This window comes from Planktothrix prolifica NIVA-CYA 540 (genome assembly GCF_963864145.1).
GTDB lineage: Bacteria > Cyanobacteriota > Cyanobacteriia > Cyanobacteriales > Microcoleaceae > Planktothrix > Planktothrix agardhii.
This window is the reverse complement of sequence record NZ_CAWLTW010000001.1, coordinates 1,396,938-1,413,964: the sequence shown is the minus strand read 5'-3', so window position 1 is coordinate 1,413,964 and position 17,027 is coordinate 1,396,938. Positions and strand designations below refer to the sequence as shown.

Here is a 17,027-nt window from a genome sequence, read left to right as displayed (position 1 = left end):
TTTAACCCCCCTAACCCCCCTTATTAATGGGGGAACAAGATTCAAAGTCCCCCTTTTTAAGGGGGATTTAGGGGGATCTAATCTTGAAGGTAATCAGAGATTTTTGGCGGTCGTTACCCAATTTAAAACTAAGATCATGAAACAAGAACTTATTCAAGAACTCGAAACTACACCCGACTTTGTAATTGAGGAAGTTTATCACTTCTTGATTTTCCTGAAAACCAGAGTCAAAACCAGAAACACAACGGATTTAACCTTACCCAAACTTGACAATTCTATCCTAAATATGATCGATGAAATTATATCAGAAGTCCCTCCCGAAGAATGGGAAAAACTCCCTAAAGATTTTGCCGAAAATATTGATTATTATTTGTATGGTGCTCCCAATAGAATGATTAAACAACAACAATGAAACAACAATATCCTCTATTTTCCCAAGTCGCCCTAACTGAAGATTTACCCGAATATCAACTCAAACGAGGGGATGTTGCCACTATTGTTGAGTATTATCCAATGGATAATCAAGAAGATGGGTATAGTTTAGAAGGGTTTGATGTCCCGCATATTACCATTGAAGTTGCCGCCTCACAAATTATTCCAGTTAGTCAGTATTCTAGGGAAGAAGCGATTTTAGACAAGTTACGTCAGCTATCCCAAACCAGACAGCGACAACTTGAAGAATACCTTAAATTTTTGTTACATAAAGAAAAAAATGAACCCCAAAATCCAACAGATTATACAAAAACTCAAAACCGAATTTGAGTAACTCTATCAAAATGGTATTTGTGGAATGTAGTTGCGCTTAAGCGCAAAAATAAGGGCTAAAGCCCAACTACTAACTGATCACCGGAATTGCTATACTGTTGGGTGCTGGGGTGCATTAGGTAAGCGATTGATGGGAAGTTTGACAAATTTTCGGCTACTAGCCATTTGCTTATTTCGCAAATCATCAAATATAGCCTTGAGGTCATAGTTAAATGATTTTGCGTACTCCTCTCTATAATTATGAATTTCTTCTAAAATTGGATCTTTATACATTGTTATTCTCCCAGAGGATCAAGGTTAAGAAATTCGTAAGGGGTACAGATAAATGGTAGGGTATATCCTAGATTACGGCTAATTTCAGATAACTTTCTTTGGATCTGAGAATTTGCCATGTGCTTGCAGTTCCATGTTAACAGATAATTCAACCCGTAAACCGTAGCTAGGGCAATATGCAGAGCATCATTAGAGGCTTTTTCGGGTAGGTTACTCTGCTGTAGAAATTCCTGTGCGAGATCTGTGGCTTCTTCTGTAAACTCCAGAAATGTCAAAGATTGTAGTAGGGTCAAGCGTTGAGTTGCGATGATTGAGTCTCCTCTTTGGGCTTCATCTTCAACCAGTTCTGAAGTATAAAGTACCAGTGAGTTACAATACTCGTCCCACCAGTCTTGAGTAATCTTCATATTGGCTGCCACAATTAAATTATCTGTGGGGCGGGCAGTCAGGTAGCCAATAATACTGGTCTCAATGTAAACAGTTTGAATCATTCTCAAAGATTGTGGATAATTAAGTTCATCATGCCACACAAAATAGATGTGTCAAGCGTCATAACGATCAAAACACCTAAGATAATAAACCTAGAAAGGAAAATAAAATGGACTCACCGACTCAACGAAACATGGTCATAACTTACACTAAAGTTAATCAAAAACAACAAAAAAACGACTTCACCTATTGGCAAAAACAACCCTATTTAGAACGCCTTGCAGCCCTAGAACAAATTCGTCAAGACTATCATCAATGGAAATATCATGCTGAACCCAGATTTCAAAGAATTTATAGAATTATTAAACAACAATAGCGACAACTTGAAGAATACCTTGAATTTCTATTACATAAAGAAAAATAGGATTTATTAGAACCAGCCTCTACGGTCTATAAATTGACAGTAATAGGGGTCGGATCACCCCTATATATTAACAATCAAAACCTAAGTTAAGGCGAAGACAGAGACTTTTCCGGCGATGCGCTGGGCGATCGCAATTAATTCTAAAGCCGCGGCGGAATTAGGATCAGAAATGACAATGGGAACCCCCGTGTCTCCCCCTTCTCCGACGGGTATTTCCAAAGGAATAGACCCCAGTAAAGGAACACCTAACTCCTGGGCGGTTTTTGCCCCTCCCCCGGAACCAAAGATATCGTATTTTTTCTCCGGGGCATCGGGAGGAATAAAATAACTCATATTTTCCACAATTCCCAACACCGCAACCCCCAACTGTTGGAACATTTTTAACCCCTTACGGGAGTCTAGCAGGGACACTAACTGAGGTGTTGTCACAATTACGACCCCGGACATAGGAACAGCTTGGGCGAGGGTTAATTGGGCATCTCCGGTTCCTGGGGGCATATCCACGAGTAGATAGTCTAATTCACCCCAATTGACCTGATAGAGAAATTGACGAATAATCCCATTTAACATCGGGCCACGCCAAATTACAGGCTGATCTTTATCGATTAAAAATGCCATAGAAACCAACTTCACCCCATGATTAAAAGCCGGTTCTAGGAATTCTCCCTGGGGACTTTGCTGCACCATAACCTGAGCATCGGCTAACCCTAACATGGTCGGATCATTAGGGCCATAAATATCCGCATCAATCAACCCGACTTTAGCACCCATTTGGGCTAAGGCAACGGCCACATTTACCGCAACGGTACTTTTTCCTACGCCCCCCTTACCACTAGAAATAGCCAGAATATTTTTAACACCGACAATGCCTTGACGGTCGGGTAAAGCCTTTTGTTGAGGGGTTTCAGCCGTAACATCAATAACAACACTTTCCACCCCTGGAAGTTGTTTAACCGCTTTCTGACAATCTTCGACGATAAATTCCCGCAGGGGACAGGCGGGGGTAGTGAGGACTAGGGTAAAACTAACCTCCCCTCCTTGGATTTGAATGTTACGAATCATGTTTAACTCCACCAAACTCTTTTGGAGTTCGGGGTCTTGTACAGGTCGTAATACCTCTAATACGTTATTGAGATCAAGCATATTGGATCAAAGTGTTCTCAGTTTGAGGGATGGACAAAGGGCTATTTTAGGAGAAACAGACTCTATTCCCCCTCTTAATTATTAAAGGATTGGGTCATGCAAAGGGTGTTAGTATTTTGATCATCAGTCTTAAACAGACTTAAACCCACTTAAAATTCAAGTAAAAAAGGTTTACGGTATCCAGGTTTGACTGTAGAAATTCCCGTTAGCCACTTGACTCAAGGGACACAATGCAGACATGATCATAACGCTTGGTAAGATTGCAACCCATTGTTTGCGATCGCGAAAAAGGTTAAAAAAATTATGACAGCTTCTCAGGTATCGGAAACTACTACGCCCCACTTGATCCCTGCGACTGACTCTCAAACCCGTGTCAGTCAGTTTATGAAACAACTCCAGGATGAAATTTGTCAGGGCTTAGAACAGCTTGATGGCCTTGGCAAATTTAGAGAAGACGCTTGGGAGCGTCCCGAAGGCGGTGGAGGTCGATCTCGTGTCATGCAAGAAGGCGATGTCTTTGAACAAGGCGGGGTGAACTTCTCGGAGGTTTGGGGCCAACAGTTGCCTCCTTCGATTCTGGCCCAACGCCCAGAAGCCGCCGGATCTGGATTTTATGCCACGGGAACTTCCATGGTATTGCATCCTCGCAATCCCTATATTCCCACGATACATCTCAATTATCGCTATTTTGAAGCCGGGCCGGTCTGGTGGTTTGGCGGAGGTATTGATTTAACCCCCTATTATCCCTTTGCCGAAGATGCTCACTATTTCCATCAAACTTTAAAAGAAACTTGCGATCGCCACGATCCACAGTATTATTCTGTATTTAAGCCCTGGTGCGATGAATATTTCTATTTGAAACATCGCCAAGAAACCCGGGGGGTAGGCGGTATCTTTTTTGACTATCAAGATGGACAAAGCCAACTCTATAAAGGCCCTGATCCGAAAGGAGCAGCCGCCCTGTATAGTGATAAAGTGGGAATTCCTGATCCGAAAGATTGGGACTCTTTGTTCAGTTTTGCAAAAGACTGTGGAGGGGCTTTTCTTCCCGCTTATTGCCCGATTGTAGAACGCAGACGTTCTCATGACTATGGAGATCGAGAACGGCAGTTCCAATTATATCGGCGGGGTCGATATGTGGAATTCAACTTGGTTTATGATCGCGGAACGATTTTTGGCTTACAAACCAATGGTCGCACTGAGTCAATTCTCATGTCTTTACCGCCTCTGGTAAGATGGGAATATGGCTATGAACCAAAACCAGGGACTCCAGAAGCAGAACTGTATGATACTTTCTTGAAGCCTCAAGATTGGGTGAACACAGACTGCTCCAAATTCACAGGTCTAAGTTAAACTACAGATCAGATAAGCAACCAAAGCAATATCAAAAATTCCGAGGGGACGGTCAGTGATTCATATCGATCAAAAAGAACATACGACCCAGGATGGCACAAAGGTCATTGTCTTGGCACCAACAGGACGCCTAGACATCACAACAGCTTGGCAATTCCGCCTCAAGTTGCAGGAATGTATATCTAAATTGAGTCGCCATGTCGTGGTAAATCTAGGTCAAGTGAACTTTATTGATAGTTCAGGTCTGACTTCACTGGTTGCTGGAATGCGAGATGCTGACAAAGTGAAGGGAAGTTTCCGAATTTGTAATGTTCATCCCGAAGCCAAGTTGGTATTTGAGGTGACCATGATGGATTCTGTATTTGAGATTTTTGAGACAGAAGATGAAGCTCTTGATGGTGGAGTAAGGGCCAGTTGAAGTTAAAATATCCTGGTTTTCTCACTCCAAAGGTCGCCATTAGGCCGTAGGGACGTGCTTAGGTGCGTCTCTACCCGCGGCTGACCAATGGGTTTTGGAGTTTAAGTTGGATTTGAAGGCAACATTGCCACAAAACAACAGCGTTTTTGAAAATAACCGAATCTAATTCCCGACTTCGACTAATCAGCAGGAGTGGAGGGTAAATTAACAGTAGTTAAAAAGCTAACAATTCCTAACAATTACCTACTTATGCTTGCAGCCAAAGTCAGATTTTCTGTAACAATGTCGGGCTGGTGTAAAATCTAATCATGCTACTAGGATTCAAGACTCAATTGAAGGTCAACAAGCAACAACGTCTACTACTGGCGCAACACGCAGGAGTAGCCAGACACGCTTGGAATCAAGGTTTAGGATTATGTGAACAGGTTCTCATACATAATAAACTTAATCCTGATGACAAAATCAAATTTCCCACAGCCATAGACTTACATAAATGGTTAGTAGCAGCAGTTAAATCTATCCATCCTTGGTATTATGATGTATCTAAATGCGCTCCTCAGTACGCATTAAGATATTTGTCAGATGCCTTTCAATCTTTTTTCAAAAAAGTTAAAGGATTTCCCAACTTCAAGAAAAAAGGTAGACATGATTCTTTTACATTAGATGGTGCAGTTCATATTGACCATAGAAAAGTAAAAGTTCCGATAATTGGATGGATAAAGACCTATGAACTTTTACCGTTTGGATATAAACCCAAATCAGTCACAATCAGTAAACAAGCTGACAAGTGGTTTATTTCTTGGAAAATAGAAGTAGAAACCAGTCAAACCCCTAAAAAACAAGAGTTTGTCGGAGTTGACTTAGGAATAAATCATTTAGCCACATTATCAACAATAGAAGTATTTGATGGAGCAAAAAGTTATAAAAAGTATGAACACAAGTTAGCAAGAATGCAATACTTGAATCGGCACAAACAAGTCGGTTCAAATAATTCCAGAAAAGCCCAAATAAAAATAGCGAGACTACACCAAAAAATAGCCAACATTAGGAAAGATACATTACATAAAATCACCACTTATATCAGCAAAAACCACGCAGTTATAGGGATAGAAGATTTGAATGTATCAGGAATGTTAGCTAATGGTAAGTTGTCTAAAGCTATAGCTGACATGGGCTTTTATGAGTTCCGTCGGCAGTTAGAATATAAAACTCAACTATATGGTAGTAAGTTAGTGATTGTGGATAGATTTTATCCCAGTAGTAAAACTTGCTCTAGTTGTGGTGAGAAAAAATTATCTCTGTCACTGTCTCAAAGAGTGTTCCAGTGTAATAACTGCGGTTTTGAGTGTGATAGAGATTTGAATGCTGCTATTAATTTAAAACAAGAAGCGGCTAGATTAGTCGTGTTAGCCTGTGGACTGGATAGTGCCGACACTTCCAGGTGGAAACAGGAAGAAAAAGCGGACAATAGTTAGCATTTGTTAGCTTTTTTGGATCGGAAAGCGTTAAAATCCGACCGCCAAAAATTAGAATAATATTCAGTCCCTTTTAAGATTGGCTTGTGAACAACATCCGCACGGTTTCAGATACAAAGCGCACTTTTTACAGTCTACATACTCGCCCTATCAACTCGATCTATCGTCGTGTGGTTGAGGAGTTGATGGTGGAAATGCACTTGCTCTCGGTCAATGTTGATTTTAGCTATGACCCCATTTATGCCCTGGGTGTTGTAACGGCTTTTGATCGCTTCATGCAGGGGTATGATCCCTTATCTGATCAAGAATCGATTTATCATGCTCTGATCAAAGCTGAACAAGATGACCCCCAACGGTATCGGGGTGATGCTGAACGCTTACAGGCATTGGCCCAAAATCTATCAATTAAAGACTTAATTGCCAGTTTAAAATCTCCTAATGATGGGGGGTCAGATCAGGAGTTACAAGGGCATTTTCAACGGATTATCAGTAATTCCAAGTTCAAATACAGTCGTTTATTTGCCATTGGTTTATTTACCATTTTAGAACAGGCTGATCCCAAAAGCATTCAGGACAAGGCGACCAGGGAAGAAATCTTAGGTCAACTGGCCGAAGTCCTAAACTTACCCCAAGACAAACTGCTCAAGGATTTAGATCTCTATCGCAGCAATCTGGAAAAACTCGCCCAAGCTCGGATCATGATGGAAGAAATGACCCAAGCCGAACGCAAGAAACGGGAGAATCGTGCCAATCAAGCCGTCGGGACTTCCCAACAAGATACCTGATATCTTCCAGATTTTACAGCCCTTACAGCAAGATATAGCAACCGCCAAGGCAGTTAGGACACCAGACGGATCTTGGAACCCAGACGGTGAAGTATTTTCCCCCGGTGTTCCCTTCCCCCCTAGCCCTGCGTGCACGGGGGGTTTGGGGGGCTGTTCCGGTGTTCCCTGCTATATAGACTGAATTGCGCTGAGATTTATAGCCTCTGTGAATGGGGTAAAAATAGGACTCCCCTGCTCTGTACCCAGAAGGTAAGCGGGGGAGTCTTAATCTACGGCTTTAATTGCTGGTGCGTTCGTAGTTTTGGGCATAGGTTTGTAACAAGGCACTCACTTGGGTTAATACCGTGTCGCCACCAGCCTTACCGAAAACGGTTTGATTTTGGGCAACCCGGTTGAGGTTCCGTTCAATCGCCGCTTTAATTTGGCCAGAAATCAGGACTTGCAGTTCTTCTTTTGCCCTTGAACGTTGGAATTGCGCCCCTTCTTCGGTAGTCGCATAAAGGGGAGGAAGACGGTTTAAGGCATAGGCAGCAATATCTCCGACATCTAGGGTTTGATCACTGTTTTCTTCGATTTCTGCCACCTTAGCGATCGCTTCGCTGAGGACTAATTCCTCCATGACATTAATAAATTGCTTGCGGGGTAAAACAACGACTTCACCCGTTAACAAAGCACCCATCAACCGATCCAAAGCCATATATTCTTCAATGGACAGTTCTGAAGCGGTGTTACAAATTCGTCCAACCTCTGCCTCCATCGAGGGGGTCAGATACCCGTCTCCTAACGCTTGCTCAACAATTTTTTCAATACTCATAATGCTGTTGCACTTCGCATCATTGTTTTTTTAACTGCTATGCGCCTCAATATTCCCTAAAAAAAGCTTTTTGGTATCTTCACTACTGGAATTTACCGCATAAATAGGGAAAACGAGAGTCTCCTAAATTTTAAAATACTTAGGGAATTAGCCTAAACCAAGCCAGAATCAGTTTACAGTTTTTGACACACCCCCTAAGAATACCATACTTACGAGTAGCTATTTCTCTGTAAATTTAGGGGAATTGATCGTCTTAATCAATGGCTGCATAGCGCCAGGGAACCGGATCAACTGCTTGGCCCTGGACATAGAGACCCCAATGCAGGTGCGGCCCAGTTGATGCTCCCGTTGCCCCCACCGCCCCAATCACTTGACCCGGTTGGACAAAATCCCCTTCCTTAACATCAATCCGGCTCAGGTGCATGAAAATACTCGCCACCCCCTGACCATGATCCAAACCAATAACATTGCCATGAATTTCAAATCCCTCAGATTCTCGTCCCACTAAGGCCACTCGTCCGGCTGCTGGAGCCACCACCGCCGATCCCGTTTCCCCACCATAATCTACGCCGCGATGGTAATAGTCTTTGGCAAACTCGCCATTGTAGTAGCGACGCACGCCATAAATTGTAGTAATTTCTCCGGCATTGGGACGTAAAAATGGGCCTTTCCAGTATTTTTCGGGAGTCACCAAGGCCTTAAACGCATCCACCCGATCAAATTCCTTATCCGTGCCGTTGAGTTCTTCTTTATCGGGAGGTAGCCAAATGGACTGGGTAGGAAAGGAGCGATCGCGCAACTGTACCGTTAAGTTTTGTAGCTGTGTCCCATCATTAATTTGTAAGGGTTTAGCCCCTGGCTGATCCAAAGGTGTCGTCGGTAATAAAGCCCGCACACGGTTTGGCCCAATGGCAAACATCGGGTAGGTTTTGCCCTGCCAAGTTACCTTCGGCGTCGCGGAAGTTGGGGACTCCAAGACCACAGACAAGGTATTCCCCAACTCCGGGGAGGTAGGATTTACCCGTACCTGGGCAGCCATTCCTGGCGCGGCAAGAACCACCCCAACAGTGATCAGGGCTAAAACCAAGGATTTTATCCACTCAGGGACTCTTATTCTCATCTTGATCTCTCTAAGGTTGACTGGTGATTAATCTTAAAATACCGCAGGAAAATCTTGGAACTTACGCCAGAATCTCTATAATTTTATTATCCTGAGAATTAGTAACAGTCTGTTACATTAAATAGTTTAGTTTAAAATCAACCGATGCCCGAAGACTTTCGTTTAATTGTAGATTTAGTTCTTGTCCTTGCCGCTGCAACTATTGGGGGACTTTTAGCCTCTTTACTGCGACAACCTGCGATTTTAGGATATTTGATTGGGGGGATCATTGTTGGCCCCGGTGGATTAGGAGTGATTAAAGAGTTAATTCAAGTTGAAACCCTAGCCCAATTTGGAGTGGCGTTTCTGCTATTTGCTTTAGGGGTAGAATTTTCTTTTGCTGAGTTAAAAAAAGTCCAAGGGATTAGTTTAGGAGGAGGGGGGTTACAAATTGTCTTTACGGTATTAATTACTGCCCTAACTATGGGGATTTTAGGTTGGGATACTTCTCCAATTCAAGGCATATTTTTAGGAGCGATTTTATCCCTATCTTCAACGGCTGTTGTCCTGAAATGTTTGATGGAACGCAATGAAATGGCGAGTCCTCAAGGACAGATCATGTTAGGAATTTTAGTCGTACAGGATTTAGCCTTGGGCTTAATGTTGGCGGTATTACCTGCTTTAAATCAACCTGAAGGCGGGGTGATTTTTGAAGCGGTAGGGCGATCGCTTTTATTAATTGGATTATTCGCTTTAGGGGCCGTAGTTGCGGGAATTTGGGTGATTCCTAAACTATTACAATTCTTAGCAAAAACCGAAAGTAAAGAACTATTTTTATTAGGAGTTGTTGCTCTATGTTTAGGAATTGCGCTGTTAACTGAACATTTAGGTTTTTCAATTGAAATGGGGGCTTTTGTAGCTGGGTTAATGATTTCTGAAGTGGAATATGCCGATCAAACCTTAACCTATGTTGAACCGATCAGGGATATTTTTGCTGCTTTATTTTTTGTGGCGGTAGGGATGTTAATTGATCCGATCTTTCTCTGGGAACATTTAGAACTAATTATTGGTTTAATGTTACTAATTGTCGCCGGAAAAACCTTAATTATTATTCCGATTGTAAAATTATTTGGCTATTCCTGGCGAACTTCAATTATCACCGGATTAGGATTAGCTCAAATTGGAGAATTTTCTTTTGTTTTAGCCAGTGCTGGACAAGGATTAGGGTTAGTTTCTCGACGGGTTTATTTATTAATTGTGGGGACAACGGCTTTAACCTTAATAATTACCCCTTTTATTTTGCAATTTGCCCCAAAATTATTAGATTGGATTGAGGAAAAATGGGATTTATCTAACCTTTTAGAAAATAGTCAAAAAATTACTAATATTGCCGAAGATTTACCGCAACAAAACCATATTATTGTCTGTGGATATGGTCGGGTTGGTCGTAATTTAGTTCGACTTTTACAAAGTCATAATTATGCGGTTATTGTCATAGATCAATCGGAAAAAACTGTACAGGAATTAAGAAATAATCAGATTCCTTATTTATATGGAAATGCAGCTAGTTTGCACGTTTTAGAAGCCGCTGGGGTGGATCGGGCGGCATCCATGGCGATCGCCCTTCCTGACCCCATGAGTACCCGATTATGCTTAAAAAGATCATTGGAATTTTCGCCTAATTTAGATGTAATTGTAATCGCAGATCGGGATAAGGATATTGAGTTACTATATCAATTAGGGGCGAAAGAAGTAGTACAACCCGAATTTGAAGCCAGCTTAGAATTATCAAATCATGTCTTAACAAAAATGGGGTTAGGAGGGGATAAAATTCAACAGGAAATGCAGAAAATTCGTCAAAGTCAGTATTCGGATTTTCGTCCAAAACAATCGGCTCAAGAAGTAGCGCGAGATTTACAGCAAGCTACCCAAGAAATGAATAGTAAATGGTATGCTTTACCTACTAATTCTCCTTTGATGGGAATGACTTTGGAAGAAAGCAATATCCGTCCGATGACGGGAATTAGTATCATGGCTATTCGACGCTTTACGGGAGAAGAAATTGATTATCCCGATGGTCAAGTTCGTTTGGAAAAAGATGATAAGTTATTGGTGGTGGGGGAAGCCGCCGCTTTAGAAACTTTGGATCAATTGGCGAAAGGGGAAGTCACAATTCCGGCGGAAAGTATTTCTTGTCAATGGTTAAATATTCCAGAAAATAGTCAGGTGATCGGTAAATCTTTATCTAAATTAGATTTAGCAAATCGGTTTGGGGTACAAGTTCAAGCCCTACGTCGGGAGGATAAATTTTATCGCTGGCCGAATCGAAGTTTGGATTTAGAAGCGGGCGATCGCCTATTATTATGTGGGAGTTTTCATGATTTAAACCAAGCCCGGAGAGAAATGATTCCAATTAATATTCCGTCCTTAAAAATTTTAAAGGAAATTGAGATAGTTGAAGGTTGATCGGCGGGTATTTTAAGATATTGAAAGGGGTGTAGGGGAGAAGATCTCATACACCCTAAACTTAAAATAATTGTCCCCCTCGAAAACGCCAGTAAGGAAATAAAATTCTCATCACACTTTGGGAAGTAATAAAAATAGCAATCCACACACAACTATAGTGGTAAATAAATATTCCTAAATTAAATTCTGATGCAGAAAGACCGGGTAAACTAATTGTTTTGATCAGAGTTACTAGAAATAAGGCTTCCCAAATTCCTGCTAATAGTTGAAAAGCACCTGGCCAATCTCGATCCCAGCGAAATTGTTGGATTTTGATATAGAGAATGTCCCAAAAAAAGCCAAAACAGGTAATATATCCTAAAACCCAAAAGTAAATTGATCGGGGTTGATCACCAATTTTTAGCCCCAAAAAGGCTAAGGTTACTAAAACACCAATGGTTGCAAATAAGAATAGACGAGTTTGCCAGCGTCCGATTAATGTTGGAGTCATGGGAGTAACAATTAAAAATTTTAGAGAATATTATTGTTAATTTTTATTAAAAATCCTGATCCGATATGGTTCTAATCAACTATAATAACATATTAGAATATTGATAGTATTGCACCCGGATTCAGCGCCCACTAGGATGGGCGTTTTTTTATTTTCAAATATATTGTAAGAGTGAAATCTATCATAATTGAGTTTTTAATTGTCAATTATCCTAATACTATTCGGTGAAATAACTATGTTAACTCGGTCGCCAATTTTAAATTGTTGTAACTGATCTTGATGCCAATTTTGTAGGCGAATAATCATTATAATTTTATCAGTTAAACGCACTCCATAACGGGTATCTGTTCCCAGATAAACAGATTCTTCTATTGTTCCTTCCCAGGTTTGTACATTTTGATAATTTCCTAAATTTTCATGGGTCTTAGGATAGATAGTTACTTTCTCAGGACGAATGACTAAATTAATTATTTGTCCTAGTATAATCGGTTGAGATACTGTCAAATGAATCGGGATTTGTTCATCAATTAAAGCAGTAATTTGTTGTGCTTTGGTTTCGGTTACTTTTGCCGTGAAAAAGTTAGTTTCTCCAATAAAATCAGCAACGAATTTAGTCTGAGGATATTCATAAATTTCCATCGGGTTTCCTACTTGTAATAATTCTCCATGATTCATAATTCCAATTCGATCAGATAGGGTTAGAGCTTCTTCTTGATCATGAGTAACGTAAACAAAAGTAATCCCTAATAGTTGCTGCATTTTTTTGAGTTCTAACTGCATTTCTTTTCGCAATTTTAAATCTAAAGCCCCCAAAGGTTCGTCAAATAATAACACTTTGGGTTGTTTAACTAATGCTCTAGCTAAAGCGACCCGTTGTTGTTGTCCGCCGGATAGTTGACGGGGATAACGAGTTTGAAAATCGGTTAATTTAACTAAGGATAATGCTTCTAAAACTCTACTTTTAATTTGGGGACGAGGCAAATTTTCCATTTCTAGTCCAAAGGCAACATTTTCGGCAATGGTTAAATGGGGAAATAAGGCATAATTTTGAAAGACGGTATTAACTGGACGATGAAAGGGAGGACTATTTTTCATCGCTTGTTGATGAATTAAAATTTCCCCTGAAGTGGGATATTCAAATCCAGCAATCATTCTTAATGTTGTGGTTTTTCCACAACCAGATGGCCCTAATAAGGAGAAAAATTCTCCGGTTTTGATTTGCAAATTAAGTTGATTAACAGCTAAGAAATCCTTGCTATTTAATCCCTTAAATAATTTAGAAACGTTCAATAATTCAACAGCAGCATTCATGTTACCCATTACCCATTACCTATTACCCATTCCCCACGCCCGCTTTAACTTCCGTCCAAGCTTGATCATATAATTGGGTGGCTTCTCCTACATCTTGGAGATATTGGAGCTTTTCAAAAATTTCTGGGGGGGGATAAATCCCAGGATTTTTTAAGTTTTCAGCGTCAATTAATTTTTGATCAATAGCAACTTTATTGGGGGAAGCATAATCAATGAAATTAGAGATTTTAGCACTATTTTCTGGTTCCAAAATAAAGTTAATAAAGGTTTCAGCGAGTTTTTTATTGGGTGCGCCTTTGGGAATAACCATATTATCCATCCCAATAATACTTCCCTCTTTGGGAATAACATATCGCAAATCGGGATTTTCTTTCATAACTTGAAAAATATCGCCACTATATTCCATGGTTAAATTAACTTCTCCTTGATTTAATAATTGTTGACCTGTATCGGGGGCAAAAGCGGCAATATTATCTTTATTTTTAATTAGGAAATCTTGGGCTTTTTTGATTTCTTCGGGGTTTTTTGTATTGGGACTATATCCCAAATATATTAAAACTGCTCCCATCGTATGGCGCATATCATCTAATAAAGCAACTTTACCTTTATATTTGGGATCAATTAAGGCTGACCAACTGTTAATTTCTTCTCCGGTTTTTTTAAGATTATAGCCAATTCCTAACGTGATCCATTGATAGGGAATACTGTATTTATTTCCGGGGTCATAGGGAGGATTTAAAAATTTAGGTTCAATGTTTTTAATATTAGCAATATTAGCCGAATCTAATTCTTCTAACATTTGCTCTTTTACCATAATTTTAACCATATAGTCAGGGGGAAATGCCACATCATAACCGGGGTTTCCGGCTTTTAATTTAGCATAAAGACTTTCGGCACTATCATAAGTATCATAATTAACTTTAACTTGATATTTTTGTTCAAAGGCTTTAATAACTTCTGGGTCAATATAGGTTGACCAGTTATAAATATTGAGAACATTTGCTGTAGGGGCATTTGGGGGTGTGCTGGACTGATTAGCTGTGCAGCCAAAGGGTAAAAATACACCCAAACAAAATAGCAGAATTAAGGTTAAAATTCGTTTCATGTTCTATAAATTAATATCAACGTTTAGGGTGAGTTATGGATTGATTTATTTTAAACTTAATCGGTATAAATACAAGCAGTGCAAGTATCCTCCCTTACTATTTTACCTTAACTCTATCTTGTAATTTCAAAGATGATATTACCAAAAAAAGAGAAGCTAGTAACATTAAAGTTGAAATCGCATTAATAACTGGACTGACGGATAATTTAATCATTCCATATACAAATAAAGGTAAGGTAGTTGCACCTACTCCAGTTGTAAAAAAGGTGACAACAAAATCATCCAAGGAGATTGTAAAAGCTAATAATGCACCACTTAAAATAGCGGGGAAAATTAAGGGAAAGGTAATTCGCCAAAAGGTTTTCCATTCATTAGCTCCTAAATCTAATGCTGCTTCTTCTAAAGCTGGATCTAAGTCAGATAAACGCGCCCTAACCGTAATAGTAATGAAGGCAATACTAAAGGTGGCATGACTAATAATTACCGATGGTAAGCCTAAAGTCAAGTGAATTCCGGTAAGATTTTCTAGGATTCTAAAAACTAAGGTAAAAAAGACTAATAGGGAAACACCTAATGTAATTTCAGGAATAATAATAGGTAATAATAATAATGCTTCTAATAATTTAGATCCTGGAAACCGAAACCGCTCTAAAGCTAAGGCTACCATTGTTCCTAAAATCGAGGCTATTAAGGTGGAAGCGATCGCAATAATTAAGCTATTTTGCAAGGAATCCCAGAGACTTTGGGTAGAAATATCGGCGGTACTTTCTGTTAAGCCACTGAATAACTTTTGATACCATTTTAACGTAAATCCTGTCCAATTTGAATTAAATCGAGAGTCATTAAAGGAATAAATGATTAAAATTAAAATCGGTAAATAAAGAAACGAAAAAACTAGGGTAGCCTGTATTTTTAATCCGGTTTCCCCCCAAGTATGAATAAAATTATCTAGGGTTTTAATATTCATAGTTTTAAGATAAATTATCCGTATTAGAATTTCTAAAATAAATCATAACAGGAATTAATACTAATACCATTAATCCCATTGATAAAGCCGAACCAAATGGCCAATCTCGGGCTTGTAAAAATTGATTTTGAATTAAATTTCCAACCATAACTGTTTTTGCGCCTCCTAGAATATCCGGGGTAATAAATGCACCTAAAGCCGGGATAAAAACCAGAATAGATCCGGCAATAATTCCGGGTAAAGTTAGGGGTAAAATAATTCTAAAAAACGTTCTAATCTGGTTTGCACCTAAATCTTGAGCCGCTTCAACTAAAGAAAAGTTTAATCGTTCAATGGTAGCATATAATGGTAGAATCATAAAGGGTAAATAACCATAAATTAAACCGACAATAACAGCAAAAGGTGTAAAGAGTAAATTCAGAGGTTCTTGAATTAAATTTAAACTTTGTAACATGGTATTAATCATTCCTTCAGAACGAAGAATAATCATCCACGCATAGGTTCTAACTAGAAAGTTTGTCCAGAAAGGAATAATTACTAAAAATAATAACAGGTTTCGCCAACGGGTCGAAGATGTGGCAATAAAAAAGGCTAAGGGATAACCAATAATTAAACAAATTAAGGTGGTTAAGGAGGCAAGTCCTAGCGATCGCCAAAAAATATTTAGGTATAAATCATTAGCTAATCGTTGATAATTTTTTAAGGTAAATTCCCAGGTAACTCCCCCATAGGTTCCTCGTTCTAAAAAACTATAAACTAAGACAATAATCAGAGGAATAATAAAGAAAATTAGTAACCAAATTGTAGCAGGAAGTAATAGGATTAATAGATTTCTGGTTTTTCTAGTTTCTAGGGTAGAATGGGACTGTTTTTTGAGTAAAAAATCCATAAATTAAAATCAATAATATTGAATTAAATCGGTTATAACCTCAACAAATGACGAATAAAGGTTCAAGAGTTGATTTTAGCTCCAAGATCAGCTATGATGCAACCGGAAAACACTATCCAGCTAAAATTTGCTGTGAGTTGCCGTGCAAACGCTTCAAATACCCGAATCTGGTCATCCACTGGTCAAATCCCTATTTCATCATAAAGACCAGGAATTGTTAACTCTGTTTCAGAATTATCCTGATCAGGGGAAATACTTTGTTGCTATTTTCTGCCGTTACGGTTTAATTGTCTATACTTTAATTCGTCATTCAGTGCGATCGCCTGTACAAGCGGATTATTTATTCTCTCAAACCTGGCGACATATTTTTTATGAAATGCGTCCATTAAATTTAAGAGAACAAGACAGCACAGAGGGGGGAAATACCCTACAAAATTGGTTAATTAATGTTACCGCAGTTTGTATTAATCAAGGGGAGTTACCTCCTGTGGAATCTATCCAATATTCTTTATCAGCAGCGCCTCCTCCTCTGTGGTGTTATGTCGGATTAGTGTTAGATAGAATGGAACCTTTATTAAGGTTAATTCTGGTAATGGCACAAACCTTTCATTGGAGTGAAACTCGAATTTCTGCTTATTTACAAGCTGAAGGTGAGTTGGTTTCTCCGAATGAAGTCAAAGAACTCTTAAAAGGAGGCTATCGCACCTTAGATGAAAGTTTACCTGCTGATATTCGGGAAATTTATTTCAATGAAAATAGCCCAATTTTTACCCCAGATCCCGATGTCAATCAACAGATTTTAAAGTCTTAAATTTAGAGGT

Annotated in this window: 19 protein-coding genes; 9 read left to right on the top strand and 10 right to left on the bottom strand. The window is 39.4% G+C overall.

Features of this window, described 5'->3' with window-relative positions:
* The first annotated feature begins 136 nt into the window (after positions 1 to 136).
* Together AC559H_RS06515 and AC559H_RS06510 are read left to right on the top strand one after the other, a co-directional pair.
* The gene (locus AC559H_RS06515; RefSeq protein ID WP_036834265.1) at positions 137 to 412 is read left to right on the top strand and encodes a hypothetical protein; all 276 of its coding nucleotides are present in this window, start codon (positions 137 to 139) and stop codon (positions 410 to 412) included.
* Positions 409 to 762 carry a DUF4926 domain-containing protein gene (locus AC559H_RS06510; RefSeq protein ID WP_051319880.1) on the top strand — a complete coding sequence of 118 codons (354 nt, stop codon included), beginning with the start codon at positions 409 to 411 and terminating at the stop codon, positions 760 to 762. Before AC559H_RS06515 ends, AC559H_RS06510 begins: the two co-directional genes overlap by 4 nt.
* A 93-nt stretch (positions 763 to 855) precedes the next feature.
* Here the strand turns inward: AC559H_RS06510 and AC559H_RS06505 are convergent, their stop codons facing one another.
* Positions 856 to 1,038: a hypothetical protein gene (locus tag AC559H_RS06505; protein ID WP_026794069.1), complete on the bottom strand. Its 183-nt coding sequence runs from the start codon at positions 1,036 to 1,038 to the stop codon at positions 856 to 858.
* A 2-nt stretch (positions 1,039 to 1,040) separates the two neighbouring features.
* Positions 1,041 to 1,529 (bottom strand): type II toxin-antitoxin system VapC family toxin, encoded by a 489-nt coding sequence (locus tag AC559H_RS06500; RefSeq protein ID WP_026794068.1) that lies wholly within the window; start codon positions 1,527 to 1,529, stop codon positions 1,041 to 1,043.
* A gap of 107 nt (positions 1,530 to 1,636) precedes the next feature.
* Here AC559H_RS06500 and AC559H_RS06495 point away from each other — a divergent pair, with 107 nt between their 5' ends.
* Positions 1,637 to 1,843: a hypothetical protein gene (locus tag AC559H_RS06495; protein ID WP_233422974.1), complete on the top strand. Its 207-nt coding sequence runs from the start codon at positions 1,637 to 1,639 to the stop codon at positions 1,841 to 1,843.
* Between the two features lie 129 nt (positions 1,844 to 1,972).
* On the opposite strand, the gene AC559H_RS06490 is transcribed toward AC559H_RS06495, so the two are convergent.
* Positions 1,973 to 3,034 carry an Mrp/NBP35 family ATP-binding protein gene (locus AC559H_RS06490; protein ID WP_026794066.1) on the bottom strand — a complete coding sequence of 354 codons (1,062 nt, stop codon included), beginning with the start codon at positions 3,032 to 3,034 and terminating at the stop codon, positions 1,973 to 1,975.
* 384 nt (positions 3,035 to 3,418) lie between these two features.
* On the opposite strand from AC559H_RS06490, the gene hemF reads away from it, so the two are divergent.
* The 4 genes from hemF to psb29 all read left to right on the top strand — a co-directional run bounded on the left by hemF (position 3,419) and on the right by psb29 (position 7,065).
* On the top strand, positions 3,419 to 4,387 hold the full coding sequence (gene hemF / locus AC559H_RS06485) for an oxygen-dependent coproporphyrinogen oxidase (RefSeq protein ID WP_425311504.1): 969 nt from the start codon (positions 3,419 to 3,421) through the stop codon (positions 4,385 to 4,387).
* 55 nt (positions 4,388 to 4,442) lie between these two features.
* Positions 4,443 to 4,805 (top strand): STAS domain-containing protein, encoded by a 363-nt coding sequence (locus AC559H_RS06480; protein WP_026786590.1) that lies wholly within the window; start codon positions 4,443 to 4,445, stop codon positions 4,803 to 4,805.
* A 308-nt stretch (positions 4,806 to 5,113) separates the two neighbouring features.
* Positions 5,114 to 6,280 carry an RNA-guided endonuclease InsQ/TnpB family protein gene (locus AC559H_RS06475; protein WP_026786591.1) on the top strand — a complete coding sequence of 389 codons (1,167 nt, stop codon included), beginning with the start codon at positions 5,114 to 5,116 and terminating at the stop codon, positions 6,278 to 6,280.
* Positions 6,281 to 6,366: 86 nt separating this feature from the next.
* Positions 6,367 to 7,065 carry a photosystem II biogenesis protein Psp29 gene (gene psb29, locus AC559H_RS06470; protein ID WP_026794064.1) on the top strand — a complete coding sequence of 233 codons (699 nt, stop codon included), beginning with the start codon at positions 6,367 to 6,369 and terminating at the stop codon, positions 7,063 to 7,065.
* A gap of 277 nt (positions 7,066 to 7,342) precedes the next feature.
* On the opposite strand, the gene AC559H_RS06465 is transcribed toward psb29, so the two are convergent.
* Entirely contained in the window at positions 7,343 to 7,879 is a 537-nt protein-coding gene (locus tag AC559H_RS06465; RefSeq protein ID WP_026786593.1) for a late competence development ComFB family protein, read from the bottom strand.
* 253 nt (positions 7,880 to 8,132) lie between these two features.
* Positions 8,133 to 8,999: a M23 family metallopeptidase gene (locus AC559H_RS06460; protein WP_036833618.1), complete on the bottom strand. Its 867-nt coding sequence runs from the start codon at positions 8,997 to 8,999 to the stop codon at positions 8,133 to 8,135.
* Positions 9,000 to 9,143: 144 nt separating this feature from the next.
* On the opposite strand from AC559H_RS06460, the gene AC559H_RS06455 reads away from it, so the two are divergent.
* Positions 9,144 to 11,444 (top strand): cation:proton antiporter domain-containing protein, encoded by a 2,301-nt coding sequence (locus AC559H_RS06455; protein ID WP_026794062.1) that lies wholly within the window; start codon positions 9,144 to 9,146, stop codon positions 11,442 to 11,444.
* Between the two features lie 61 nt (positions 11,445 to 11,505).
* Here AC559H_RS06455 and AC559H_RS06450 read toward each other — a convergent pair whose 3' ends face one another.
* The 5 genes from AC559H_RS06450 to AC559H_RS06430 form a co-directional block, all read right to left on the bottom strand.
* A complete protein-coding gene (locus AC559H_RS06450; protein WP_026794061.1) occupies positions 11,506 to 11,934 on the bottom strand; it encodes a hypothetical protein in 429 nt (142 codons plus the stop codon).
* Between the two features lie 195 nt (positions 11,935 to 12,129).
* The gene (locus AC559H_RS06445; RefSeq protein ID WP_026794060.1) at positions 12,130 to 13,245 is read right to left on the bottom strand and encodes an ABC transporter ATP-binding protein; all 1,116 of its coding nucleotides are present in this window, start codon (positions 13,243 to 13,245) and stop codon (positions 12,130 to 12,132) included.
* A gap of 22 nt (positions 13,246 to 13,267) precedes the next feature.
* Positions 13,268 to 14,350, bottom strand: coding sequence for a polyamine ABC transporter substrate-binding protein (locus AC559H_RS06440; RefSeq protein ID WP_026786598.1), 1,083 nt, complete (start codon positions 14,348 to 14,350; stop codon positions 13,268 to 13,270).
* Between the two features lie 97 nt (positions 14,351 to 14,447).
* Positions 14,448 to 15,317, bottom strand: a complete 870-nt coding sequence (locus AC559H_RS06435) for an ABC transporter permease (protein WP_036833622.1) — start codon at positions 15,315 to 15,317, stop codon at positions 14,448 to 14,450.
* A gap of 4 nt (positions 15,318 to 15,321) precedes the next feature.
* Positions 15,322 to 16,206, bottom strand: a complete 885-nt coding sequence (locus tag AC559H_RS06430; RefSeq protein WP_026794059.1) for an ABC transporter permease — start codon at positions 16,204 to 16,206, stop codon at positions 15,322 to 15,324.
* 142 nt (positions 16,207 to 16,348) lie between these two features.
* Here AC559H_RS06430 and AC559H_RS06425 point away from each other — a divergent pair, with 142 nt between their 5' ends.
* On the top strand, positions 16,349 to 17,017 hold the full coding sequence (locus tag AC559H_RS06425; protein WP_026794058.1) for a hypothetical protein: 669 nt from the start codon (positions 16,349 to 16,351) through the stop codon (positions 17,015 to 17,017).
* Positions 17,018 to 17,027 lie beyond the last annotated feature (10 nt).

Coding starts and splice junctions, on each gene's coding strand:
- AC559H_RS06435 (WP_036833622.1), bottom strand. CDS start 15,317: ATGAATATTAAAACCCTAGATAATTTTATTCATACTTGGGGGGAAACC.
- AC559H_RS06430 (WP_026794059.1), bottom strand. CDS start 16,206: ATGGATTTTTTACTCAAAAAACAGTCCCATTCTACCCTAGAAACTAGA.
- AC559H_RS06460 (WP_036833618.1), bottom strand. CDS start 8,999: ATGAGAATAAGAGTCCCTGAGTGGATAAAATCCTTGGTTTTAGCCCTG.
- AC559H_RS06510 (WP_051319880.1), top strand. CDS start 409: ATGAAACAACAATATCCTCTATTTTCCCAAGTCGCCCTAACTGAAGAT.
- AC559H_RS06465 (WP_026786593.1), bottom strand. CDS start 7,879: ATGAGTATTGAAAAAATTGTTGAGCAAGCGTTAGGAGACGGGTATCTG.
- AC559H_RS06505 (WP_026794069.1), bottom strand. CDS start 1,038: ATGTATAAAGATCCAATTTTAGAAGAAATTCATAATTATAGAGAGGAG.
- AC559H_RS06490 (WP_026794066.1), bottom strand. CDS start 3,034: ATGCTTGATCTCAATAACGTATTAGAGGTATTACGACCTGTACAAGAC.
- AC559H_RS06495 (WP_233422974.1), top strand. CDS start 1,637: ATGGACTCACCGACTCAACGAAACATGGTCATAACTTACACTAAAGTT.
- AC559H_RS06445 (WP_026794060.1), bottom strand. CDS start 13,245: ATGAATGCTGCTGTTGAATTATTGAACGTTTCTAAATTATTTAAGGGA.
- AC559H_RS06475 (WP_026786591.1), top strand. CDS start 5,114: ATGCTACTAGGATTCAAGACTCAATTGAAGGTCAACAAGCAACAACGT.
- AC559H_RS06455 (WP_026794062.1), top strand. CDS start 9,144: ATGCCCGAAGACTTTCGTTTAATTGTAGATTTAGTTCTTGTCCTTGCC.
- hemF (WP_425311504.1), top strand. CDS start 3,419: ATGAAACAACTCCAGGATGAAATTTGTCAGGGCTTAGAACAGCTTGAT.
- AC559H_RS06440 (WP_026786598.1), bottom strand. CDS start 14,350: ATGAAACGAATTTTAACCTTAATTCTGCTATTTTGTTTGGGTGTATTT.
- AC559H_RS06500 (WP_026794068.1), bottom strand. CDS start 1,529: ATGATTCAAACTGTTTACATTGAGACCAGTATTATTGGCTACCTGACT.
- AC559H_RS06450 (WP_026794061.1), bottom strand. CDS start 11,934: ATGACTCCAACATTAATCGGACGCTGGCAAACTCGTCTATTCTTATTT.
- AC559H_RS06515 (WP_036834265.1), top strand. CDS start 137: ATGAAACAAGAACTTATTCAAGAACTCGAAACTACACCCGACTTTGTA.